The organism is Streptomyces sp. NPDC054887 (genome assembly GCF_053610585.1).
On sequence record NZ_JBSGYQ010000031.1, the window covers coordinates 54,310 to 76,357 of the forward strand.

19 protein-coding genes and 1 pseudogene are annotated in these 22,048 nt (G+C 72.3%); 8 read left to right on the plus strand and 12 right to left on the minus strand.

Annotation, left to right across the window (positions count from 1 at the left end; all coding sequences use genetic code 11):
• Positions 1–18: 18 nt before the first annotated feature.
• The 7 genes and pseudogenes from ACWGH0_RS18935 to ssd form a co-directional block, all read right to left on the minus strand.
• Positions 19–351: pseudogene (locus ACWGH0_RS18935) on the minus strand (Rv3654c family TadE-like protein); the annotation flags it as partial.
• A gap of 224 nt (positions 352–575) precedes the next feature.
• Positions 576–947, minus strand: coding sequence for a TadE family type IV pilus minor pilin (locus ACWGH0_RS18940; protein ID WP_453405304.1), 372 nt, complete (start codon positions 945–947; stop codon positions 576–578).
• Positions 934–1,146: a DUF4244 domain-containing protein gene (locus tag ACWGH0_RS18945; protein ID WP_453405330.1), complete on the minus strand. Its 213-nt coding sequence runs from the start codon at positions 1,144–1,146 to the stop codon at positions 934–936. The genes ACWGH0_RS18940 and ACWGH0_RS18945 overlap by 14 nt, the downstream gene beginning before the upstream one ends.
• A 71-nt stretch (positions 1,147–1,217) precedes the next feature.
• Positions 1,218–2,009: a type II secretion system F family protein gene (locus ACWGH0_RS18950; RefSeq protein ID WP_453405305.1), complete on the minus strand. Its 792-nt coding sequence runs from the start codon at positions 2,007–2,009 to the stop codon at positions 1,218–1,220.
• The gene (locus ACWGH0_RS18955) at positions 2,006–2,869 is read right to left on the minus strand and encodes a type II secretion system F family protein (RefSeq protein ID WP_453405306.1); all 864 of its coding nucleotides are present in this window, start codon (positions 2,867–2,869) and stop codon (positions 2,006–2,008) included. The genes ACWGH0_RS18950 and ACWGH0_RS18955 overlap by 4 nt, the downstream gene beginning before the upstream one ends.
• Complete coding sequence (locus tag ACWGH0_RS18960) at positions 2,866–4,014, minus strand: TadA family conjugal transfer-associated ATPase (RefSeq protein WP_453405307.1); 1,149 nt, start codon at positions 4,012–4,014, stop codon at positions 2,866–2,868. Before ACWGH0_RS18960 ends, ACWGH0_RS18955 begins: the two co-directional genes overlap by 4 nt.
• Complete coding sequence (gene ssd, locus ACWGH0_RS18965) at positions 4,011–5,132, minus strand: septum site-determining protein Ssd (RefSeq protein ID WP_453405308.1); 1,122 nt, start codon at positions 5,130–5,132, stop codon at positions 4,011–4,013. The genes ACWGH0_RS18960 and ssd overlap by 4 nt, the downstream gene beginning before the upstream one ends.
• Positions 5,133–5,563: 431 nt before the next feature.
• Between ssd and ACWGH0_RS18970 the strand changes: the two genes are divergently transcribed.
• Complete coding sequence (locus ACWGH0_RS18970; protein WP_453405309.1) at positions 5,564–6,439, plus strand: HAD family hydrolase; 876 nt, start codon at positions 5,564–5,566, stop codon at positions 6,437–6,439.
• 323 nt (positions 6,440–6,762) lie between these two features.
• Here ACWGH0_RS18970 and ACWGH0_RS18975 read toward each other — a convergent pair whose 3' ends face one another.
• Positions 6,763–7,587 (minus strand): oxidoreductase, encoded by an 825-nt coding sequence (locus tag ACWGH0_RS18975; RefSeq protein ID WP_453405310.1) that lies wholly within the window; start codon positions 7,585–7,587, stop codon positions 6,763–6,765.
• 102 nt (positions 7,588–7,689) lie between these two features.
• On the opposite strand from ACWGH0_RS18975, the gene ACWGH0_RS18980 reads away from it, so the two are divergent.
• On the plus strand, positions 7,690–8,685 hold the full coding sequence (locus tag ACWGH0_RS18980) for an ATP-binding protein (protein ID WP_453405311.1): 996 nt from the start codon (positions 7,690–7,692) through the stop codon (positions 8,683–8,685).
• Here ACWGH0_RS18980 and ACWGH0_RS18985 read toward each other — a convergent pair.
• Positions 8,663–9,955, minus strand: coding sequence for a hypothetical protein (locus ACWGH0_RS18985; protein WP_453405312.1), 1,293 nt, complete (start codon positions 9,953–9,955; stop codon positions 8,663–8,665). The two genes, ACWGH0_RS18980 and ACWGH0_RS18985, sit on opposite strands and share 23 nt — an antisense overlap.
• A 289-nt stretch (positions 9,956–10,244) precedes the next feature.
• On the opposite strand from ACWGH0_RS18985, the gene ACWGH0_RS18990 reads away from it, so the two are divergent.
• The 6 genes from ACWGH0_RS18990 to ACWGH0_RS19015 all read left to right on the plus strand — a co-directional run bounded on the left by ACWGH0_RS18990 (position 10,245) and on the right by ACWGH0_RS19015 (position 18,606).
• A complete protein-coding gene (locus ACWGH0_RS18990; RefSeq protein ID WP_453405313.1) occupies positions 10,245–12,812 on the plus strand; it encodes a bifunctional SulP family inorganic anion transporter/carbonic anhydrase in 2,568 nt (855 codons plus the stop codon).
• 264 nt (positions 12,813–13,076) lie between these two features.
• Positions 13,077–15,044, plus strand: coding sequence for an acetate--CoA ligase (gene acs, locus ACWGH0_RS18995; protein ID WP_453405314.1), 1,968 nt, complete (start codon positions 13,077–13,079; stop codon positions 15,042–15,044).
• Positions 15,045–15,276: 232 nt separating this feature from the next.
• Entirely contained in the window at positions 15,277–16,722 is a 1,446-nt protein-coding gene (gene nhaA / locus ACWGH0_RS19000; RefSeq protein ID WP_453405315.1) for a Na+/H+ antiporter NhaA, read from the plus strand.
• Between the two features lie 102 nt (positions 16,723–16,824).
• Entirely contained in the window at positions 16,825–17,289 is a 465-nt protein-coding gene (locus tag ACWGH0_RS19005; RefSeq protein ID WP_453405316.1) for a phage holin family protein, read from the plus strand.
• Entirely contained in the window at positions 17,286–18,278 is a 993-nt protein-coding gene (locus ACWGH0_RS19010; protein ID WP_453405317.1) for an alpha/beta fold hydrolase, read from the plus strand. The genes ACWGH0_RS19005 and ACWGH0_RS19010 overlap by 4 nt, the downstream gene beginning before the upstream one ends.
• Before the next feature lie 139 nt (positions 18,279–18,417).
• Entirely contained in the window at positions 18,418–18,606 is a 189-nt protein-coding gene (locus tag ACWGH0_RS19015) for a hypothetical protein (RefSeq protein ID WP_453405318.1), read from the plus strand.
• 17 nt (positions 18,607–18,623) lie between these two features.
• Here ACWGH0_RS19015 and ACWGH0_RS19020 read toward each other — a convergent pair whose 3' ends face one another.
• From ACWGH0_RS19020 to ACWGH0_RS19030, 3 genes are read right to left on the minus strand one after another with little or no spacing between them, the layout of a single operon-like run.
• Positions 18,624–20,006 carry a 6-phospho-beta-glucosidase gene (locus ACWGH0_RS19020; protein ID WP_453405319.1) on the minus strand — a complete coding sequence of 461 codons (1,383 nt, stop codon included), beginning with the start codon at positions 20,004–20,006 and terminating at the stop codon, positions 18,624–18,626.
• A gap of 28 nt (positions 20,007–20,034) precedes the next feature.
• A complete protein-coding gene (locus tag ACWGH0_RS19025; RefSeq protein WP_453405320.1) occupies positions 20,035–21,234 on the minus strand; it encodes a MarP family serine protease in 1,200 nt (399 codons plus the stop codon).
• A gap of 12 nt (positions 21,235–21,246) precedes the next feature.
• On the minus strand, positions 21,247–21,987 hold the full coding sequence (locus ACWGH0_RS19030; protein ID WP_453405321.1) for an NUDIX hydrolase: 741 nt from the start codon (positions 21,985–21,987) through the stop codon (positions 21,247–21,249).
• Positions 21,988–22,048: the final 61 nt, after the last annotated feature.

Below are 22,048 nucleotides of genomic sequence, written 5' to 3' on the forward strand. Positions count from 1 at the left end.
GGCCCGTGGACGCTGCGGTCATCCGCTGGGACCGGCCGGCCCCGCGCGGGCTCTCACAGCCACTCTGTAGGGCCCTGCGGCCGCCTCTGCCGTCACGTCGGAGACCTCGCCGCGCACGGAGCACCTCACGAGCCGAGCGTCCTGAGCCGCGGCGACCTCGGCCGCCTCACCGCACGCGGTGGCCTCACCCCGCAACCACTGCCCCGCCGCCGCCAGTGCCGCCAGGTCGGCGGCGCTCCCGGCCCGGTGACGGGCCACGACCGTCTGCCCCATCGCCAGCACCACGGCGAAGACCACCCCGAGCACGGCAACCACCCCCAAGGCCCACACGGTCGCCGCCCCCCGATCAGCACCTTTCCCCTGTAAGGGCCCTCGACGCGGGCCGTCCCGCCGGCCGTCGCCCCGGCCATCCCGACGACCGTCCCCGACGGGGCCACCCGGCGGGCCGTCCCCGGCAGGACCAACCCGCTGGCCCTCCCCCGCAAGGCCGCCCCGCCGACCGCCCCAGGCACGGCTGCCCGTGCCGGCCCAGGCGGCACGACCGCAGCCGCCGGACCCGCAGCCAGGCATCCCGTTCACACCGCCACCTCCACGGTCTCCTCGGCCGGCGCGACTGCTTCTGCGCGTACCGTCAGCGGCACGGCGCTCAGGGCCGGGGCGGGGGCCTCGACGACCACACGGACCAGGTCGCCCTCGCGGGTCAGCGTGACGCGCGCGCCGCGCGGGGCCGCCTGCCGGGCCGCCGCGATCGACTCCTCCCTCGGCTCCTGGCGAGCGGCCGCCCTCGCACCCGCTCGGGCCGCGTCCACACACTGGATCTGCGCACAGACGGCCATCAGCGCCCACACCAGGGCCATGGTGAAGAGCAGCAGCGCCGGCACCACCACGGCCGCCTCCGCCGTGACGTAACCCCGGTCCCCACGTCCCCGGGTCTCAGAACGGCACATCGAGCGCCCTCCCCACGACCGCCTGCAGGGCAGACGAGACCATGTCGCTCGTCACCACCTTGTAGAGCACCGCCGCGAAGCCGCAGGCGGCGATCGTGCCCATCGCGTACTCCGACGTCGTCATCCCCGCGTCCCCACCGCGGCCCGCGGCCGCCCTTTGTACGAGGCCACGCGCCAGCACCCGCGCCGCATTCCACATCCGCATGTCGACCTCCGAGGTCGTTCGCCGTTCCAGGTCAGTTGCCGTACAGGGTCAGTTGCCGTGCAAGGTCAGTCGCCGTTCATCAGTCCGCTCGCCAGGCCGATCACCACGGGCACCACTCCGACCACCAGGAAGGCGGGCAGGAAGCAGAGCCCCACCGGCCCGACCATCAGCACGCCCGCCCGCTGGGCGCGGGCCGATGCCTCCCGCGCCCTGTCGGCTCGGAGGCTCTCGGCCACCCGCGTCACGGGCTCGGCCGCCGGAGCCCCGGAGGCCCCCGCCCGTTCCAGGCAGCGGGCCAGTCCGCCGGCGCCCGGTATCGCGGCCAGGCCGGCCCACGCGTCGGCGGGTTCTCCGCCGAGCCGGAGCTCGGCGGCGGTACGGGCCAGCCGCTCGCCCACGGGGCCGCCGAGCGAGTCCCCGACCGCCTCCGCCGCTTCGCGCGGGCCAGCGCCGGCCGAGATGCAGGCCGCCAGAAGATCCGCCGCCAGCGGCAGTTGGCGCGCGTCGACCGGGCGGTGGTCGCACCGCGACCGCCCGCGCTGCCACCGTGCGGCCCCGTACGCCGCGACCGCCCCCAGCGCACCGCCGAGCAGCCCGCCGACCAGCACATACGTGGTGACCGCGGCTCCCAGTGGCGCGCCCCAGCGCAGCAGGCGGTCTCCGTACGCGGGCCTCCACCGCCACCGGCGTCCGGAGCCCGTCCCAGGGGATCCCGCCGCCTCCACGGCCAGCAGCGACGCCAGCCGTGCGCGCAGAAGGCGCTCCCGCCGTCGCCCGGCCCACGCGAGGACCAGCCACACCGCCGTGGCCGCGACGGACACGGCCACCCCCAGCCTGTAAACAACTTCCGGGCTCATGCCCCCTCCCCCCGTCGTACGATGCGCCGGGCCCAGAAGAGGCCCGCGCCTTCCAGCGCACCGCCGACCAGCAGGCACCCGAGCCCGGCCGGCGTGTGCAGCAGCACCCGCAGCGGTTCGGCCCCGAGCACGCTGCCGATCAGCAGTCCGGCCGCCGGAAGCAGCGCCAGGAGTGCCACCGTGGCCCAGGCGCCCGCCAGCTGGGCCCGGAGGTTCTCGCGCTGTTCCCGATCGGCCCGCAGCGCTCCCTCCAGCCGGTCGAGTCCGGCCGCGAGGCCGGCGCCACCGTCCACCGCCACCCGCCAGCACGCGGCGACCCCCGCGAGCCCGTCGGCCCCCGGCTCGCGAGCGGCCCGGCGGAGCGCATCCGGTACGTCCCCGCCAAAGCGCGCCGCGGCCAGTACCTCGGCCTGCGCGGCGCCCAGCCCACCGGTGCCCGCGGCGGCGGCGAACAGCGCCTGCCCCGGCTGCCTCCCCGCCCGCAGCTCACCGGCCACCGCGCCGCAGAGGGCGACGACCGCCTCCGCGCGCCGCTCCCGCTCCCGGCGCCGCTCCACGGCCCGCAGCCGGCGTCTCACCAGCGGCACCGCGACCGCCCCGGCGGCGCACGGCAGCACCGACTCGCCCAGTACGGCCAGCGCCAGCGCCACCGGCACGCAGAGCCACTCGCGCCCCAGCCGTCCCCGCACAGCCCCCGCCATCCGCTCCCACAGCGCCTGCGGACCGCCGGTCTCCACGCCCCCGCCCGCGAGCATCAGCCGCGCCCGCCGCAGGTCCGCGTCACGCCCGGCCAGCAACCAGGCCGCGGCCCCCGCGCACACCACCGCCGCGTACAAGGGCGCCGCCCCGGCCCCGGTCACATCGCACCCCCGATCAGCGCACGCAGCCGAGGCCAGCCGCGTTCGTACGAGAAGGCGCGGGCGCCCCACCGCAGCGCGGGCACGGTCACCACCAGCCCCGCCGGGTCCCGCTCCAGCACATGGATCTCCGCGACCCGCCTCGCCCCGTCCCGGTCCCGCGCGAGATGCACGACCACCGCCAGGGCCGCCGCCAACTGGCTGTGCAGCGCCGCCCGGTCGAGCCCCGCGGCCGCACCGAGCGCCTCCAGCCGCGCCGGGACATCCGTCGCCGCGTTGGCGTGCACGGTCCCGCACCCGCCCTCATGGCCGGTGTTGAGCGCGGCCAGCAGCTCCGTCACCTCGGCCCCGCGCACCTCCCCGACCACCAGCCGGTCGGGCCGCATCCGCAGGGCCTGGCGCACCAGGTCCCGCAGCGTGACCTGCCCCGCGCCCTCCTGGTTGGCGGGCCGCGACTCCAGGCGCACCACATGCGGGTGATCGGGTCTCAGCTCCGCCGAGTCCTCGGCCAGCACGATCCGCTCGCGCTCACCGACGAGCCCCAGGAGTGTCGAGAGGAGGGTGGTCTTCCCCGTCCCGGTGCCACCGCTGACCAGGTACGACAGCCGGGCCTCGACGAGCGCCCGCAGCACCGCGTCCCCGCCCGGCGGCACCGTCCCGGCCGCGACGAGTTCGGCCGGCGAGAACGCCTTCGGCCGCACCACCCGCAGCGACAGGCAGGTGCAGCCGACGGCCACCGGCGGCAGCACCGCGTGCATCCGCGTCCCGTCGGGCAGCCGGGCGTCCACCCACGGCCTCGCGTCGTCCAGCCGCCGCCCCGCCGCCGCCGCGAGCCGCTGAGCGAGCCTGCGGACGGCCGCCGCGTCGGTGAAGCAGACCTCCGTGAGTTCGAGGCCGCTGCCCCGGTCCACCCAGACGCGGTCGGGGGCGGAGACCAGGACGTCCGTCACCGACGGGTCGGCGAGCAGCGGTTCCAGCGTTCCGGCGCCCACCAGCTCGCACCGCAGCTTCTCGGCCGCCCCCAGGACTTCCGCGTCCCCGAGCAGTCGGCCCTGCGCCCGCAGCGCCGCGGCCACACGCGCCGGTGTCGGCTCGGCCCCGCTCTCCGCGAGCCGCCGCCGCACGGCGTCCAGCATTCCCGCGCTCATGAGACACCGCCCCCGGCCAGCGCCTGCTCCCAGAACGCCGTACAGAACCGGCTCAGCGGTCCCCGCGCGCTGCCGCCCGGCGGCGTCCCGCCGGCCTGGGCTTCCAGCAGCCCCGCCTCCACCGGCAGCTCGCCGGCCAGCGGCAGCCCCAGCAGCCCCGCCACCGTCTCCTCGTCCAGCCCCGCGGCGTACGGCCCGCGCACCACCGCCCGCAGGTCCCCCAGGACCATCCCGACGGTCGAGGCGACGCGGCTCGCCGCCGCTACGGCCCGCAGCTCCGCGGGTACCACCAGCAGTCCGAGGTCGAGCTGGGCCAGCGCCTCGGCCACGGCCTCGTCGACCCGGCGCGGCAGGTCGACGACCACCACTCCGCCCCGCCGGCGCGCGGCGGCCAGCACCGCGCGCATCGCTTCCGGCGGGATGACGACTCGATCACCACGGTCCCAGCTCAGCACGCGCAGCGCGTGCAATTCGGGCAGCGACTCTTCGAGCGCCCCACTGCCGACCCGCCCTCTGGACTCGGCGAAATTCGGCCACCGCATGCCTTCCGCGGCTTCGCCGCCGAGGAGCACGTCGAGCCCGCCGCCCAGGGGGTCGCCGTCGATGAGCATGGTGCGCCGACCCGACCGGGCCGCTGACACCGCCAGGGCGCACGCCAGCGTCGAGGCTCCCGCGCCGCCCCGGCCGCCGAGCACGCCCACGGTCACCGCCTGCCGCCCCACGCCTTCCGCGACATCGGCGATCCGCTCGACGAGCCAGTTCTCCGCGTCGGGCAACCGCAGCACGTGGTCGGCGCCGATCTCCACCGCACGGCGCCACACGTGGGGGTCGTCCTGGTCCCTGCCGACGAGCATCACGCCGCTCCGCCGCACCGCCCCACGTCCGAGAACCGCCTCGCGCACCCGTTCGGCGGCGTCGTCCCCGACGAGGATCAGCGGTGCGCCCTCCCAGCCGCCCCGACGCTCGGGCACCGCGTGGTGGACTTCCGGCTCTGCTCCGGCGGCGGCGCACAGCCGCAGCAGATCGTCGAGCAGGTCGACGTCCTCGGTGACGATCAGCGGTCCGCCCTGCCGCGCCTCGGCGACCTGCGGTCGGTCGGGTGTCCTGGATCCGGCCACGATCTCCGCCCCCTCTCCCAGTGATTCCTTCCGTCCGCGAACTTCGCGGACGGAATCACCGTGGGGGGATCTCGGAAATCGTGTGGATCTTGCTGAAAAACCGTGGACAACTCGCCGCTTGTGAATATCCCGCTCACCTATACCGGTGACTTCCGGAGAGCGGCGGAACGACTACACAGCGTCACGCGTCCACGGAGTGGAAGGCAGTCGCGGCCAAGGGCCAAGAGGGGGAGAAATGAGCACAACCGGACGACCGAAATGCATCCGGACATGCGACGACCCCCGTCGGGGGGGAGAACGGGGGTCGTCTCCACGGCCGACTCGGGGGGGGAGGAGTCGGACCGGGGTAGCACGGTCGCGAACGATCCGTGACTTCCATGGTGTACCCGAGAGCCTTCTCAGGCAAACCCACGCGCCACAGCGTACGCCGAATGGTGGGCGCCTATGCTCGCCTCGTGGAAAAACGCTCCTTGCCGCGAACAGCCGCCTTCTTCGACCTCGACAAGACCGTCATTGCGAAGTCGAGCACGCTGACCTTCAGCAAGTCCTTCTATCAAGGCGGACTGATCAGCCGCAGAGCCGCACTGCGGACGGCGTACATCCAGTTCGTCTTCCTCGCCGGCGGCGCGGACCACGACCAGATGGAACGCATGCGCGCGTACCTCTCCGCGCTCTGCAAGGGGTGGAACGTCCAGCAGGTCAAGGAGATCGTCGCCGAGACCCTGCACGACCTGATCGACCCGATCATCTACGACGAGGCGGCTTCCCTCATCGAGGAGCACCACACCGCCGGCCGCGACGTCGTGATCGTCTCCACGTCCGGCGCGGAGGTGGTCGAGCCCATCGGTGAGCTCCTGGGGGCCGACCGCGTGGTGGCGACCCGGATGGTCGTCGGCGACGACGGCTGCTTCACGGGCGAAGTGGAGTACTACGCGTACGGCCCCACCAAGGCCGAGGCGATCAAGGAGCTCGCGGCGTCCGAGGGTTACGACCTGGCGCGCTGCTACGCGTACAGCGACTCGGCCACCGACGTGCCGATGCTGGAGTCGGTCGGCCACCCCCACGCCGTCAACCCGGACCGGGCGCTGCGGCGAGAGGCGGTCGCTCGGGAATGGCCGATTCTCGTCTTCAGCCGTCCGGTCCGCCTCAAGCAGCGGCTGCCCGCGTTCTCCATGCCGCCCCGGCCGGCCCTGGTCGCCGCGGCGGCGGTCGGAGCGGCGGCGGCCACCGCGGGCCTGGTCTGGTACGTCAGCCGCCGGCCGGGGCGGCGACGGAGCCGCCGATACGAAACCTTTGCCCGGTTTTGAACTGAGGGGCGAAGAGGCGCGTCCAGGGCTTTCGCTTCCCCGGCTTCAGGAGTACAAAGGTTTTAACGGCCCGCGAGACCAGGGACATCCGAGAGGATGACCTAGAACGCAGCAAGGCCCCACGGACCGAGCATGGAAGCCGAGCACCCACGCGACGTCGACCCGTCGATTACGGGCCAGCCGCACCAGGTGACGGGCAAAGTACCCGACCTGATGGGCAAAATTTCGAGGACGCATGGTAACTGGGCGGACGTGCCAGCGGCGGTACCGGTCACCGGTACCGCCGCAACCCTTCGTGCCGCCGGAGGGCTTGTAGAAGCCGCTCAGGCGGCGCCGCGCTGAAGCGCCTCGCAGACAGCCGTCGACTCCCTGGCCCCCAGTTCCACCGCACGCCCGCAGTGGGTGATCCACGCGGCCATGCCTTCCGGTGTTCCCGAGGCGTAGCCGTCCAGAGCCGCCACGTACGCCGCGCGTCCGAGTTCCCCGTGGCCGACCTCGGCCGGGCAGACGGACTTCGGGTCGAGACCGCTGCCGATCAGCACGATCCGCTCGGCGGTACGCGCCACCAGGCCGTTGTGGGAGCCGAACGGGCGCAGCGCCATCAGTTCACCGTGCACCACGGCCGCCGTCACCAGGGCGGGAGCGGAACCGCCCGCGATGATGAGTTCAGAGAGCCCTTCGAGGCGCCCCGCCACCTCGTCGGCACCCGGCAGCGGCAGTTCGACCAGCGGTTCGTCCACCGGCTCGCCCGCGAGCCGCGGCCTGCCCACCAGCTCGTCCGACACTCCGGCGCCGCCCGCGGCCACCAGATGCAGCCGGGCCAGCACCCGAAGCGGCGACTGGCGCCAGATCGACAGCAGCTGGCCGGCCTCGGCGGTGAGACGCAGCGCCGCGCCGACGATCCGGGACTCCTCGTCGATGCTGAAGTCGGTACGCCGGCGCACCTCCTCCAGAGCCCAGTCCGCGCCGGAGAGCGCCGCCGACCCGCGTGCGCCGCGCAGGGCGGCCTCCGCGGTGATCTCGTTGCTGCGGCGCCGCATCACGCGGTGTCCGTAGACCCGGTCGACGGCCTTGCGTACGGAGTCCACGGCCTCGGGCACGCCGGGCAGCGCGCCCAGCGCCGCGAGTGGATCAGCAGTCGTACTCATAGGTAAGGAGCCTACGCACCCCTGGCACGGACCCCACCTTGGAGTGGTCTTCTTCACTCCACGCGCGCACGGCACGCAATCATGCGATTACCCTTGGTGAACATGAAGATCGCTTTCGTAGGGAAGGGCGGCAGCGGCAAGACGACGCTGTCCTCGCTCTTCATCCGCCACCTCACCGCCAACGAGGCCCCGGTCATCGCCGTGGACGCCGACATCAACCAGCACCTGGGCGCCGCGCTCGGTCTCGACGAGGCGCAGGCCGCGGCGCTGCCCGCGATGGGCGCGCACCTGCCCCTCATCAAGGACTACCTGCGGGGCACCAATCCGCGTATCGCCTCCGCCGAGACGATGATCAAGACCACCCCGCCGGGAGAGGGCTCCCGCCTGCTCCGGGTGCGCGAGGACAATCCGGTGTACGACGCGTGCGCCCGTACCGTCGTGCTCGACGACGGCGACATCCGGCTGATGGCCACGGGCCCGTTCACCGAGTCCGACCTGGGCGTCTCCTGCTACCACTCCAAGGTGGGAGCGGTCGAACTGTGCCTCAACCACCTGGTCGACGGCCCGGACGAGTACGTCGTCGTCGACATGACGGCCGGCTCCGACTCCTTCGCCTCCGGCCTCTTCACCCGCTTCGACATGACCTTCCTGGTGGCCGAACCGACCCGCAAGGGCGTGTCCGTGTACCGCCAGTACAAGGAGTACGCGCGCGACTTCGGCGTGTCCCTCAAGGTCGTCGGCAACAAGGTGCAGGGCCAGGACGACATCGACTTCCTGCGTGAGCAGGTGGGCGACGACCTCCTGGTCACCGTCCGCGCGTCGGACTGGGTCCGCTCGATGGAGAAGGGGCGGCCGTCCCGCTTCGAGCTGCTGGAGGCGGACAACCGCCTCGCCCTCCAGGTCCTGCAGAACGCCGCCGAGGACTCGTACGCGGAGCGCGACTGGGAGCGCTACACACGCCAGATGGTGCACTTCCACCTGAAGAACGCGGAGAGCTGGGGCAACGCGAAGACGGGCGCCGACCTGGCCGCCCAGGTCGACCCCGCCTTCGTCCTCGGGGAGCACTTCGCGGAGGTCAGTGCCGTTCAGCCCGCTTGACCTGGGAGGCCGTCCCGACGCTCGGGGCGGCCGAAGGCTGCTTGGCGAGGAACGCGGCCCAGCCGTCCTTCGGCGCCTCGCCGACCTCCAGGGTGCGCATCCTGTCCAGCACCTCCGGGTCCTGCGCGTCCAGCCAGTCGGCCACCTGCTTGAAGGAGACGCAGCGCACGTCACGCTTCACGCAGACCGTCTTGATCGTCTCCTCGATGGCGCGCATGTACGTGCCGCCGTTCCAGGACTCGAAGTGGTTGCCGATGATCAGCGGTGCGCGGTTGCCGTTGTACGAGCGGTCGAAGGCCTGGAGCAGGCCGTCGCGCATCTGGTTGCCCCAGTACCGGTGCCGGGACGGGTCGCCCTTGACCGTTCCGGACTGGTTGACCATGAAGTTGTAGTCCATGGAGAGGGTCTCGAAGGCCCGTCCCGGCACCGGTACGAGCTGGAGCGGCATGTCCCACAGGCCGGCGGTCTTCTTGGGCCACACCTGCTTGCCCACGCCGCTGGAGTCGTACCGGAAGCCCAGCTCCTTCGCGGCCGTCATCATGTTCTTCTGCCCTTCGAGGCAGGGGGTGCGGGCGCCGACGAGCTCCTTGTCGTAGTCGAAGGGCAGCGGCTTGGCGTTCCGCAGGCCCGAGTTGGTCTTCCAGCGCTTCACGAACGCCTTGGCCTGCGCGATCTCACTCTTCCACTCCTCCGGCGACCAGGTGCCGACGCCGCCGTCCTTGCCGCAGAAGTGGCCGTTGAAGTGCGTCCCGATCTCGTTGCCGTCCAGCCACGCCGCACGCAGCTGGTCGACGGTGTCGCTGATTCCCGCGACGTCGTTGAAGCCGATGTCGGAGCGTCCGGTGGAGTGCTGCGGCGGGTCGTAGAGGTGCCGCTTGTCCTCCGGGAGCAGGTACACGCCGCTCAGGAAGTACGTCATCGTCGCGTTGTACCTCTTGCCGACCTCGCGGAAGTGCGAGAACAGCCGCTGGCTGTCCTCGCCGGCCCCGTCCCACGAGAAGACGACGAACTGCGGGGGCGCCTGACCGGGCTTCAGCCGCTCCGGCCGCAGCACGTGCGGCTGCTTCCCCGTGTACGCCGTCGAGCCGTCGCCGATCAGGCGCACCGCGCTCTTGGGCGCCGCCGCCTTGGGCGCGCCCTTCTTCGCTCCGTGTGCGCCTTCCTGGGCGCCGGGGCCGTCCGGGGCGCCGGGCCCCGAGCAGGCGGCGAGTGCGCCGGCCAGGGCCACGGCGGCGAAGCCGAAGGTGATCCTCTTCTTGGCGGCCATCATTCCGCCCACCCTCTTCCGTCGGGATTATCTGCTTATCCGCTGAAATGACTGCACAGCGGAGCAAAGGTCGCATGACCCGACCGAGGGATTGATATGACAAGCCGCTCAAAATCCCGGTTCACCGGAACGAATGAAAGGTTGCGCCATTTAGCCGCATTCACCCCTTTGGTTCTTTACTCTGCATTACCATTCATTTACTGAGAGTTGAGAAATCCCGCCGCTGCACGCCGTGACCCACGGCCGCGTCCCCACGTTCCGCGACCGCGCTGCCCCGGAGGAGACGGGAACCATGACTGCTTGCATCCCGACCAGCACCGACCACTCCGCGCCCCCCGCCGGGGCACCCCGCTCACAGCGTCCGCACAGCCCTCCGCCCGGCCGGGGGCCCCGCCGCCGCTTCCGCGTCGCGGGGGCGGACGTGTCCGCCTCGATCTGCGTCTTCCTCATCGCACTGCCGCTGTCCCTCGGGATCGCCCTGGCCACCGGCGCCCCCCTCCAGGCGGGACTGGTCGCCGCCGCCGTCGGCGGCCTGGTGGCGGGCCGATTCGGCGGGGCGCCCCTCCAGGTCAGCGGGCCCGCCGCGGGGCTGACCGTCGTGACGGCCGAGTTGATCCAGCAGTACGGCTGGCGCACCACCTGCGCCATCACGGTCCTCGCCGGCCTGTGCCAACTCGCCCTGTCCACCGTGCGGGTGGCCCGTTCCGCCCTCGCCGTCAGTCCGGCGATCGTGCACGGCATGCTCGCCGGCATCGGCGTCACCATCGCACTGGCCCAGCTGCACATCGTGCTCGGCGGCAACCCCGAGAGCTCCGCCGTAGACAACGTCCGCGACCTGCCCCACCAGCTCGCCAACCTGCACGGCCCGGCCATCCTGGTCAGCGCCCTCACGCTCGCCGTACTGCTCGCCTGGCCGCACATTCCGGGGCGTACGGGCCGGATCGCCCGGACGGTCCCGGCCGCGCTCGTCTCCGTGGCCGCCGCCGCGGTGCTCTCCGCGCTGGCCGGGATGAACGTGCCGCACGTCGACCTGCCGTCCTGGAGCAGTCACGCGCTGCCGGGGCTGCCGGAGGGCCCGGTGCTGGGCATCGCCGCGGCCGTGCTCACCGTCACGCTCGTCACCAGCGTGCAGTCACTGCTGTCGGCCGTGGCCGTGGACAAGCTGGTGGCCGCCCGCAAGAACCCGACCGCCGAAGTGCAGCGCTCGAACCTCGACCGCGAACTGGCGGGCCAGGGTGCGGCCAACATCGTGTCCGGAGCGCTCGGCGGACTGCCGGTCGCCGGGGTCGCCGTACGCAGCGTCGCCAACGTGTCGGCGGGGGCGGTCAGCCGGCACTCCACGATGCTGCACGGCCTGTGGATCGTGCTGGCCGCACTGTTCCTCGTGCCGGTCCTCGACCTGATCCCCCTGCCCGCGCTCGCCGCCCTGGTCATGCTCGTCGGCTTCCAGATGGTGAGCATCACGCGCATCCGCAGCGCCTCCCGCCACCGCGAGATGCTGGTCTACCTGGTCACGATCGCCGGGGTGGTCCTCCTGGGCGTGCTGGAGGGGGTGGCGATGGGGATCGCGGTGGCGGTCGCGGTCGCACTCCACCGGCTGGCCAAGACGCACATCACCGCCGAGACCACCGCGGACGGAACGCACCGCATCACGGTGCGGGGGCAGTTGACCTTCCTCGCGGTGCCGCGGCTGAGCCGGGCACTGAACCAGGTGCCCCGCGGCTCGGAGGCGCACGTCGAGCTGGACGGGTCGTTCATGGACCACGCCGCGTACGAGACGCTCCAGGACTGGAAGGACGCGCACGCCGCGCACGGCGGCCGGGTCGAGATCACCGGACGTTCGGGCAACCGGTTCGCCGGTCCGGCGTCGGGCGCCGAGACCGACGGCGCCTGCGACGGCGGCTCACGCGGCGCACACTCCTCGCACAGCTGCTGCCGGCCGTGGACCCCGTGGCGCAACCACCACTGCGACGACCACACGGGCTCCCCGTCGTCGGCCTCGCCCGGCCGCGCCGGCGGCAGCGGCGGCCAACTCGCCACCGGCCTGAGCGCGTTCCAGCGCAACACGGCGCCACTGGTGCGCGAGGAGCTGGCCCGGCTCGCGCGTGAGGGACAGACGCCGTCGCAGCTGTTCATCACCTGCGCCGACTCCCGCCTCGTGACCAGCATGATCACGTCGAGTGGCCCCGGCGACCTCTTCACCGTGCGCAATGTGGGCAACCTGGTGCCGCCGCCGGGTGCGGAAAGCGCGGACGACTCGGTCGGCGCGGCCATCGAGTACGCCGTGGACGTACTGAAGGTGCAGTCGATCACCATCTGCGGGCACTCGGGCTGCGGCGCGATGCAGGCCCTGCTCAACACGCCGCCCGGGACCGCGCCGGACGGGGACCGGACGCCGTTGCGCCGCTGGCTGCGGCACGCCGCGCCCAGCCTGGAGCGGATGCGGAGCAGGAAGCACTCCTGGGCGAGGATCTCGGGGAGGATGCCGGCGGACGCCGTCGAGCAGCTCTGCCTCACCAACGTGGTCCAGCAGTTGGAGCACCTCCATACGCACGAATCGGTGCGGCGGCGGCTCGACGAGGGCACGCTCGAACTGCACGGCATGTACTTCCATGTCGGCGAGGCCCAGGCGTATCTGCTCCAGGACGGTGTGCGGATCGGCGAGACCGACGCGGTCTTCGACCGGGTGGACCCGGCCGAAGACCCGGAGGACTCGGCGCACTCGGAGCACTGCGAGTCGGCCGCGCGGGCGCAAGCACAGCGGGCGCAAGCACAGCGGACGCAAGCACAGACCGAGGCACGGTCGGACGGGCAGACGGACGCGCGGCCGGAAGGCTCCCTCGAAGGGGCGCGCGTCTGAACGGACATGAGGACCGGGGGCGGCGCCGGGGCCCTCGGCCCGACGCGCCTGCCCGACCCGCCTGAACCGACCGGGCTCCGCGTCCGTGAGACCGTATGGCCCCTCCCCGCACCGCCCTGCGGGGAGGGGCCGTACGCCGCCGCCGAAAGCGGACCGGATGCGGCGCGCCGCAGCTCACAGGTCTAAACCAATTTCCGGAAGACTCTTGTCACCCGGGCACGGGACTGATGAGCTAGGGCACGGGACACATCGGACGCCCTGGGAATGGGAGATGTCGTGAGCAACGAAAGCCTGGCCAACCTCATGAAGGAGGAGCGCCGCTTTGCGCCGCCTGCCGAGCTGGCCGCGAACGCCAACGTCACGGCGGAGGCGTACGAACAGGCCGAGGCGGACCGGCTGGGCTTCTGGGCCGAGCAGGCCCGGCGGCTCGCCTGGGCCACCGAGCCGACCGAGACGCTCGACTGGTCGAACCCGCCGTTCGCGAAGTGGTTCGCCGACGGCACGCTCAACGTCGCGTACAACTGCGTCGACCGCCACGTCGAGGCCGGCAACGGCGACCGCGTCGCCATCCACTTCGAGGGCGAGCCCGGCGACACCCGCGCGATCACCTACGCCGAGCTCAAGGACGAGGTCTCGCGCGCGGCCAACGCCCTCACGGAGCTCGGCGTCCGCAAGGGCGACCGGGTGGCCGTCTACCTCCCGATGATTCCCGAGGCCGCCGTCGCGATGCTGGCCTGCGCCCGTATCGGAGCCGCGCACTCGGTGGTCTTCGGCGGCTTCTCGGCCGACGCGGTCGCCTCCCGCATCCAGGACGCCGACGCCAAGATCGTCATCACCTCGGACGGCGGCTACCGGCGCGGCAAGCCCTCCGCGCTCAAGCCCGCCATCGACGAGGCCGTCGCCAAGTGCCCGCAGGTGGAGCACGTTCTGGTGGTGCGCCGCACGGGGCAGGAGACCGCGTGGAACGACGCCAAGGACGTGTGGTGGCACGAGATCGTCGCCCGCCAGTCCCCCGAGCACACCCCCGAGGCGTTCGACGCAGAGCACCCGCTCTTCATCCTCTACACGTCCGGCACGACGGGTAAGCCGAAGGGCATCCTCCACACCTCCGGCGGATACCTCACCCAGGCCGCGTACACCCACCACGCCGTCTTCGACCTCAAGCCGGAGACCGACGTCTACTGGTGCACGGCCGACATCGGCTGGGTGACCGGGCATTCGTACATCGTGTACGGACCGCTGGCCAACGGGGCGACGCAGGTCATGTACGAGGGCACGCCCGACACCCCGCACCAGGGGCGCTTCTGGGAGATCGTCCAGAAGTACGGCGTCACGATCCTCTACACCGCGCCGACCGCGATCCGCACGTTCATGAAGTGGGGCGACGACATCCCCGCCAAGTTCGACCTGAGCAGCCTGCGCGTCCTCGGATCGGTCGGCGAGCCGATCAACCCGGAGGCGTGGATCTGGTACCGGGAGAACATCGGCGCGGGCAGTACGCCGATCGTCGACACCTGGTGGCAGACCGAGACCGGCGCCATGATGATCTCGCCGCTGCCCGGCGTCACGGCGACCAAGCCCGGATCCGCCCAGCGGGCGCTGCCCGGCATCAGCGCGACCGTCGTCGACGACGAGGCCAACGAGGTGCCCGACGGGGGCGGCGGCTACCTCGTCCTCACCGAGCCGTGGCCGTCGATGCTCCGTACGATCTGGGGCGACGACCAGCGCTTCATCGAGACCTACTGGTCCCGCTTCCCCGGCAAGTACTTCGCGGGCGACGGAGCGAAGAAGGACGACGACGGCGACATCTGGCTGCTCGGCCGGGTCGACGACGTGATGCTGGTGTCGGGCCACAACATCTCGACCACCGAGGTGGAGTCGGCGCTCGTGTCGCACCCGTCCGTCGCCGAGGCGGCGGTCGTCGGCGCGGCCGACGAGACGACCGGTCAGGCCATCGTCGCGTTCGTGATCCTGCGGGGTACGGCGTCCGAGACGGACACCCTCGTCGGCGAGCTCCGCGACCACGTCGGCGCGACCCTCGGCCCGATCGCCAAGCCCAAGCGGATCCTCCCGGTGGCCGAGCTGCCCAAGACCCGGTCCGGCAAGATCATGCGGCGGCTGCTGCGCGACGTGGCCGAGAACCGGCAGTTGGGCGACGTCACCACGCTCACCGACTCCTCGGTGATGGACCTCATCCAGACGCAGCTGCCGAGCGCGTCCAACGAGGACTGACGGCTTCCGCCGCTCGTACGAGCGTCCAGAACGGGTACCCGGCATCCCCGCCAGGTGCCCGTTCTGCGTTTCCCGTACGTTCTGCTCGTAAGGTGCACAACACCGGATTACGCCCTTGCGCACACCGGTAGAGTGGACGACCGCGTGAGGAACGCGTCAAAACTCCACAGGTGCGCCGGGAAGTCTGGTCGGCAATGTGCTCCCTGCTGCCCACCGACCGGAGGTCCTCCCCGTGTCCGCGCCCCGCCCGACCGCACCGCAGAGCCCGCAGGACCCGTCGGCTCGAAAGCCCCCGCCCGGTGTCCGCACCTTCCTCGGACGCCTCTCGCTGCCCGAGCGCACCTTCGTCGCCCAGGCGCTGCGCACCGAGACGGTCGGCGGCGTACTGCTCCTGGCGGCGGCCGTCGCCGCGCTGCTGTGGGCCAACACCGGCCTGAGCGGCAGCTACGAGTCCGTACGCGACTTCCACCTCGGGCCCGGGTCGCTGGGCCTCGACCTCTCCGTCCAGCACTGGGCAGCCGACGGCCTCCTCGCCGTCTTCTTCTTCGTCGCCGGCATCGAGCTCAAGCGCGAACTGGTCGCCGGCGAACTGCGCGACCCCAAGGCCGCCGCCCTCCCCGTCATCGCCGCCCTCAGCGGCATGCTGGCGCCGGCCCTCGTGTACGTCGCGGTCAACGCGGCCGGGGGCGGGAGCATGGGCGGCTGGGCCGTCCCGACCGCCACCGACATCGCCTTCGCGCTGGCCGTCCTCGCGGTGCTCGGCACCTCGCTCCCGTCGGCGCTGCGCGCGTTCCTGCTCACCCTCGCCGTCGTCGACGACCTGTTCGCGATCCTGATCATCGCCGTGTTCTTCACCAGCGACCTCAACTTCGCCGCGCTCGGCGGGGCGGCCGCCGGTCTGGCCGTCTTCTGGCTGCTGCTGCGCAAGCGGGTGCGCGGCTGGTACCTCTACGTACCGCTGGCCCTGGTGATCTGGGGTCTGATGTACAACAGCGGCGTGCACGCCACGATCGCCGGTGTCGCGATGGGCCTGATGCTGCGCTGCACGCGCGAGGAAGGCGAGGCGCACTCCCCCGGCGAGCACATCGAGCACCTGGTACGGCCGGTCTCCGCGGGCATCGCCGTACCGCTGTTCGCACTGTTCTCCGCCGGGGTCTCGGTGTCCGGCGGGGCGATCACCGACGTGTTCACCCGGCCGGAGACGCTCGGCGTCGTCCTCGGTCTGGTGGTCGGCAAGACCCTCGGCATCTTCGGCGGCACCTGGCTGGCGGCCCGCTTCACCAGGGCCGAGCTCAACGACGAGCTCGCCTGGCCGGACGTCTTCGCCGTCGCCTCGCTGGCCGGCATCGGCTTCACCGTCTCGCTGCTCATCGGCGAGCTCGCCTTCACCGGGGACGACGAACTCACCGGCCGCGTCAAGGCCGCCGTGCTCGTCGGATCGCTGATCGCCGCCACGCTTGCGGGGATTCTGCTGAAGCTGCGGGTACGCAAGTACCGCGCGCTGGTCGAGGAGGAGGAGCGCGACGAGGACCAGGACGGCATTCCGGACATCTACGAGCAGGGCCAGCGCGAGTACCACCTGCGGATGGCCGCGATCCACGACGCGAAGGCCGCCGAGCACCGCAGGCTCGCGGAACTCGCGGGGGCGTCCAGCGCTCAGGACGACAGTCCGGCATGATTCGACATCAGACACAGACGTAGACGTAGACGACGTGAACCGCGCAGACGACGCAGACGGCGTAGAACGCGGAACGTAGAGACGTAGGAGAGGGAGAGAGCGATGAGCGACCCCGCCCGCACCGCGACGGCCGACAGCGTCGACCGCAGTCTCGGCCAGTTGGTGGCCTCGGCGACGGCCGAGATGTCCGCACTCATGCACGACGAGATCGCCCTGGCCAAGGCAGAGCTGCGGCAGGACGCCAAGCGCGTCGGCATGGGCGGCACGGCGATCGGCGTCGCGGGGGTGTTCGCGCTCTTCTCCCTGCCGGTGCTGAGCTTCGCCGCGGCGTACGGCATCCACAACCTCGGGCTCGGGCTCGCCTGGTCCTTCCTGATCGTCGGCGGAGCGTTTCTGCTGCTGGCGGGAGTGCTGGCGCTGCTGGCCGTGACCAAGTTCAAGAAGGTCAAGCCGCCGGAGAAGAGCATCGCCTCGGCCAAGCAGACCGCGGCCGTGCTCCAGGGCGTCAAGCCCCACCCGCGCCAGGTCGGTGACAAGGCGGTGGCTGTGGCACGCTCGTCCACATGACCGTCCCAGATTCCGGCCCCGGCGCACCGGCCCCGGCTCCCGCGCCCGCACCAGCCGCCACGTTCGCCCCTGCGGCTGCTCCCGCCTCCGTCGTACGCCCCGACGGCCCGTGGACACACCGCGACGTCGCGGCGAACGGCGCGCGCTTCCACATCGCCGAGGTCGGGGACGGGCCCCTCGTGCTGCTGCTGCACGGATTCCCGCAGTTCTGGTGGACGTGGCGGCACCAGATGACCGCACTCGCGGACGCCGGGTTCCGGGCCGTCGCGATGGACCTGCGGGGCGTCGGCGGCAGCGACCGTACACCGCGGGGCTACGACCCGGCGAACCTCGCGCTCGACATCACCGGCGTGGTGCGTTCGCTCGGCGAGCCGGACGCCGCGCTCGTCGGGCACGGCCTGGGCGGATACCTGGCGTGGACGGCGGCCGTCATGCGGCCCAAGCTGGTGCGCCGCCTCGCGGTCTCCTCGATGCCGCATCCGCGCCGCTGGCGTTCGGCCATGCTCTCCGACCTCTCGCAGACGCGTGCCGGATCGTACGTCTGGGGCTTCCAGCGGCCGTGGCTCCCGGAGCGTCAGCTCACCGCCGACGACGCGGCGTTGGTCGGGCGGCTGATCCGCGACTGGTCCGGTCCGCGGTTGCCGGACGACGGGGACGTCGACGTGTACCGGCGGGCGATGTCGATCCCGTCGACGGCGCACTGCTCGATCGAGCCGTACCGGTGGATGGTGCGGTCGATGGCGCGACCGGACGGCATCCAGTTCAACCGGCGCATGAAGCGGCCCGTACGGGTGCCGACGCTGCACCTGCACGGCTCGCTGGACCCGGTGATGCGTACGCGCAGCGCGGCCGGCTCCGGCGAGTACGTCGAAGCCCCGTACCGATGGCGGCTGTTCGACGGCCTGGGCCACTTCCCGCACGAGGAGGACCCGGCGGCCTTCTCCACCGAGCTGGTCAACTGGCTGAAGGACCCCGAGCCCGACCGCTGAACGACCGGCCGCCGATCACCGGCTGCTCACGGGCCCCGCCGGAACGCTTGTCCTACGAACGGCCAATTGCCCGGCGCATAGGCCAATTGGCTGCCGCCAAGGCGATTACGGACCATGGGGCCCGGGCAAACGTCGGGGTATGGGCTGGACGCACGACTACGGTGACGCAGCACGCAACCGCCGCTCCGCCACGGCGCTGAGCACCCACGAAGGGGGCGGTCCTCGGGATCAGGGCCACGGCCCGCCTTCCGCCACGATCGGGATTCCGCGCATCCTCCGCCGCAGGGCCCGCTGGGTCTCGGCGCGGCTGCGTCATCCTCGCGACTGAATCCGGATCTGTTCGTACTATTCCGCTTCGAACCTGAGGTACCCAAGTCCGGGGTGCGCGCCGCGGTAGCCGTCGAGGAGCCTGCGCGCCACCCCGACCGAGTCGACGAGCGGGTGCAGGGCGAACGCCTTGACCGCCGCTCGCGCCGACCCGCTCTCCCCCGCTTCCAGTACGCACCGCTCCACCGCCTTGACCGCGGCCACCAGGCCCGCCTCATGGCCGGTGAGCGGTGACACGGCGACGGGGCGGGCGCCGCCGGCGTCGACCAGGCACGGGACTTCGACGACGGCTGCCTCGTCGAGCAGCGGCAACGTGCCGCCGCCACCGCCGAGGCCGTTGCGGACGTTGAGGATGAGCGTGGCGCGTTCGTCGCGGGCGATCGCCCGCATCAGGGCGAGCGCGACGTACTCGTAGCCACCGGACTCCAGGTCGTCGGCGGCGCGCTCACCGGCGCCCGCCGCCTCCCGGTTCTCCGCCATGTACGTGGCTTCGCGCTCGGCGCGCGTACGGTCCCACGCGGCCAGCGCGCCCGACGTACGGTCCGTCATGCCGTCGTAGAAGCGCGCCTGCTGGTCGCGGAGGAAGGCGCCGCGGGTCTGCTTCGCCTCGCGGTAGGCGGTGACCGTCTCCCGGTTGAAGTAGTAGTAGTGCAGGTACTCGTTGGGGACGGAGCCGAGCGAGCGCAGCCAGGACGCGCCGAAGAGCCTGCCCTCCTCGAAGGAGGTCAGCGCGGACTCGTCGTCGAACAGGGCCGGGAGCAGGTTCGCACGGCCGGGGGCGTCGTCGGCGTACACGCCGCGCAGCCAGCCGAGGTGGTTGAGGCCGACGTAGTCGAGCCGCGCCCGGGCCGGGTCGGGGACCCCGAGCACACGGGCCACGCGCCGGCCGAGACCGACGGGCGAGTCGCAGATGCCGATGACGCGGTCGCCGAGGTGGCGGGCCATGGCCTCGGTGACCAGACCCGCGGGGTTGGTGAAGTTGATGACCCACGCGTCGGGGGCGAGGCGCGCCACGCGCCGGGCGATGCGGGCGGCGACCGGCACCGTGCGCAGCCCGTAGGCGACACCGCCCGCGCCGACGGTCTCCTGGCCAAGGACGCCCTCGTCGAGGGCGACGCGCTCGTCGGCCGCCCGGCCCTCCAGGCCGCCGACCCGGATGGCGGAGAACACGAAGTCGGCGCCGCGCAGGGCGTCGTCGAGGTCGGTGGTCACCGTCACCGACGGCGCGTCCGGCACCCCGCTCGCCTGGTCGGCCAGTACCCGGGCGATCGCCGTGAGCCGGGCCAGGTCGAGGTCGTGGAGCGTGACGTGCGTGACGCGGCCCTCCGCGCGGTCGCGCAGGAGCGCGCCGTACACCAGGGGGACGCGGAAGCCGCCGCCGCCGAGAATCGTCAGACGCATGGGTGGGGAACCCGCCTCTCGGAGCGCCCTAGAGCGCGCATCCCTCGCTGTCGACCTGCTGGTTGGCGGCGCGGCCGAGGCGGATGTCCTCGCTGACCTCGTCGGCCGTCAGGGCGTACCCGGTGTCGGCGTCGTCGAGGGACTTCGCGAAGACGACGCCGTAGACCTTGCCTTCGGGCGTCAGCAGCGGGCCGCCCGAGTTGCCCTGGCGGACGGTCGCGAAGAGCGAGTAGACGTCGCGCTGGACCGTGCCGCGGTGGTAGATGTCCGGGCCGTTGGCGTTGATCCGGCCGCGCACACGGGCGGAACGCACGTCGTACGCGCCGTTCTCCGGGAAGCCCGCGACGATCGCGCTGTCGCCGGTGCGGGCGTCGGCGTCCGTGAACTCCAGGGCCGGGGCGTCGAGGTCGGGGACGTCGAGTACGGCGATGTCGCGCTCCCAGTCGTAGAGCACGACCGTGGCGTCGTACCGGCGGCCCTCACCGCCTATCTGCACGGTCGGCTCGTCTACGCCGCCGACGACGTGCGCGTTGGTCATGACGCGGCGGTCGTCGAAGACGAAGCCGGTGCCCTCAAGGACCTTGCCGCAACTCTGCGCCGTGCCGACGACCTTGACGATGGACTTCTTCGCACGGGCGGCGACCGGGCTGCCGGCGAGCGCCGGGTCGGGGGCCTTGACCTCGGTGATCGGCTCGTTGGAGAAGGGGCTGAAGACCTGCGGGAAGCCGTTCTGGGTGAGGACGGAGCTGAAGTCCGTGAACCACATGCTCGCCTGGTCGGGCATCACACGCGATACACCGAGAAGCACCTTCGAGTTGCGGACCTCCTTGCCCAGCGTGGGCAGCGAGGTGCCCGCGAGCGCGGAACCGATCAGCCAGGCGACCAGCAGCATCGCGACGACGTTGACCAGCGCGCCGCCCGAGGCGTCCAGGACGCGGGCGGGCGACCACGTGATGTATCTGCGGAGTTTGTTCCCGAGGTGGGTGGTGAAGGCCTGGCCCACCGAGGCGCACACGATCACGACGATGACCGCGACGACGGCGGCCGTCGAGCTGACCTCCGACCCGTCGGTCAGCTGGTCCCACAGGAACGGCAGCAGATAGACGGCGACCAGGCCGCCGCCCAGGAAGCCGATCACCGACAGAATGCCGACGACGAATCCCTGTCGGTACCCGACGATCGCGAACCACACCGCCGCGACCAGCAACAAGATGTCCAGGACGTTCACATGGCCACCCTGTCACGCGCGCCAGTCGAGCGGGACCTGCCGGGAACGGTCCCAGGGACGCTCCCAGCCCGCGTAATGAAGAATCTTGTCGATCACGCCTGCGGTGAAACCCCAGACCAGAGCGGGTCCGGCGAGGAACGCGGGGCCGGTGTGGCCGCGCGGGTGCACGCTCGTCACGCGACGGGCGGGATCCGTGAGATCCGCCACGGGAACGGTGAAGACGCTCGCCGTCTCGGCGGCGTCGACGACCCCGACGGGGCTCGGCTCGCGCCACCAGCCGAGGACCGGCGTCACGACGAAGTTGCTGACGGGGATGTAGAGACGGGGCAGTACGCCGAAGATCTGGACGCCGGAGGGGTCGAGTCCGGTCTCTTCCTCGGCCTCGCGGAGCGCGGCGCGCAGAGGGCCGGTGGTCTCCGGGTCACCGTCCGCCGGATCCAGCGCGCCGCCGGGGAAGCTCAGCTGGCCCGCGTGCGAGCGCAGGCTCCCGGCCCGCTCCATGAGCAGCAGCTCGGGGCCCTTCTCGCCCTCACCGAAGAGGATCAGGACGGCCGACTGGCGGCCGGCGCCGTTCTCCGGCGGCAGGAAGCGGCTGAGCTGCTCGGGGCGTACGGTCCGGGCGGCTTCGGCCACCGGGGCGAGCCATTCGGGCAGCCCCCTGCTCGTCACGGCGACCTCGGCCGGACCGGCCGCCTCGGCGGTCCGGGCGGCCCCGGCCGCCCCGCCGTCGTGTGTCTCGCTCCCACGCGTCATAGGCACCCCCGTCGTCACAACGCCCGAACCGGGCCCGTTCGTTCCGCGCGACCGCGCGCGC

Coding starts and splice junctions, on each gene's coding strand:
- ACWGH0_RS19020 (WP_453405319.1), bottom strand. CDS start 20,006: ATGCGTCTGACGATTCTCGGCGGCGGCGGCTTCCGCGTCCCCCTGGTG.
- ACWGH0_RS18975 (WP_453405310.1), bottom strand. CDS start 7,587: ATGAGTACGACTGCTGATCCACTCGCGGCGCTGGGCGCGCTGCCCGGC.
- ACWGH0_RS18960 (WP_453405307.1), bottom strand. CDS start 4,014: ATGAGCGCGGGAATGCTGGACGCCGTGCGGCGGCGGCTCGCGGAGAGC.
- ACWGH0_RS18945 (WP_453405330.1), bottom strand. CDS start 1,146: ATGTGGAATGCGGCGCGGGTGCTGGCGCGTGGCCTCGTACAAAGGGCG.
- ACWGH0_RS19005 (WP_453405316.1), top strand. CDS start 16,825: ATGAGCGACCCCGCCCGCACCGCGACGGCCGACAGCGTCGACCGCAGT.
- ACWGH0_RS18985 (WP_453405312.1), bottom strand. CDS start 9,955: ATGATGGCCGCCAAGAAGAGGATCACCTTCGGCTTCGCCGCCGTGGCC.
- ACWGH0_RS18950 (WP_453405305.1), bottom strand. CDS start 2,009: ATGAGCCCGGAAGTTGTTTACAGGCTGGGGGTGGCCGTGTCCGTCGCG.
- ACWGH0_RS18990 (WP_453405313.1), top strand. CDS start 10,245: ATGACTGCTTGCATCCCGACCAGCACCGACCACTCCGCGCCCCCCGCC.
- ACWGH0_RS19030 (WP_453405321.1), bottom strand. CDS start 21,987: ATGACGCGTGGGAGCGAGACACACGACGGCGGGGCGGCCGGGGCCGCC.
- acs (WP_453405314.1), top strand. CDS start 13,077: ATGGGAGATGTCGTGAGCAACGAAAGCCTGGCCAACCTCATGAAGGAG.
- ACWGH0_RS18970 (WP_453405309.1), top strand. CDS start 5,564: ATGGTGGGCGCCTATGCTCGCCTCGTGGAAAAACGCTCCTTGCCGCGA.
- ACWGH0_RS19015 (WP_453405318.1), top strand. CDS start 18,418: ATGGGCTGGACGCACGACTACGGTGACGCAGCACGCAACCGCCGCTCC.
- ACWGH0_RS18940 (WP_453405304.1), bottom strand. CDS start 947: ATGTGCCGTTCTGAGACCCGGGGACGTGGGGACCGGGGTTACGTCACG.
- ACWGH0_RS19010 (WP_453405317.1), top strand. CDS start 17,286: ATGACCGTCCCAGATTCCGGCCCCGGCGCACCGGCCCCGGCTCCCGCG.
- ACWGH0_RS18980 (WP_453405311.1), top strand. CDS start 7,690: ATGAAGATCGCTTTCGTAGGGAAGGGCGGCAGCGGCAAGACGACGCTG.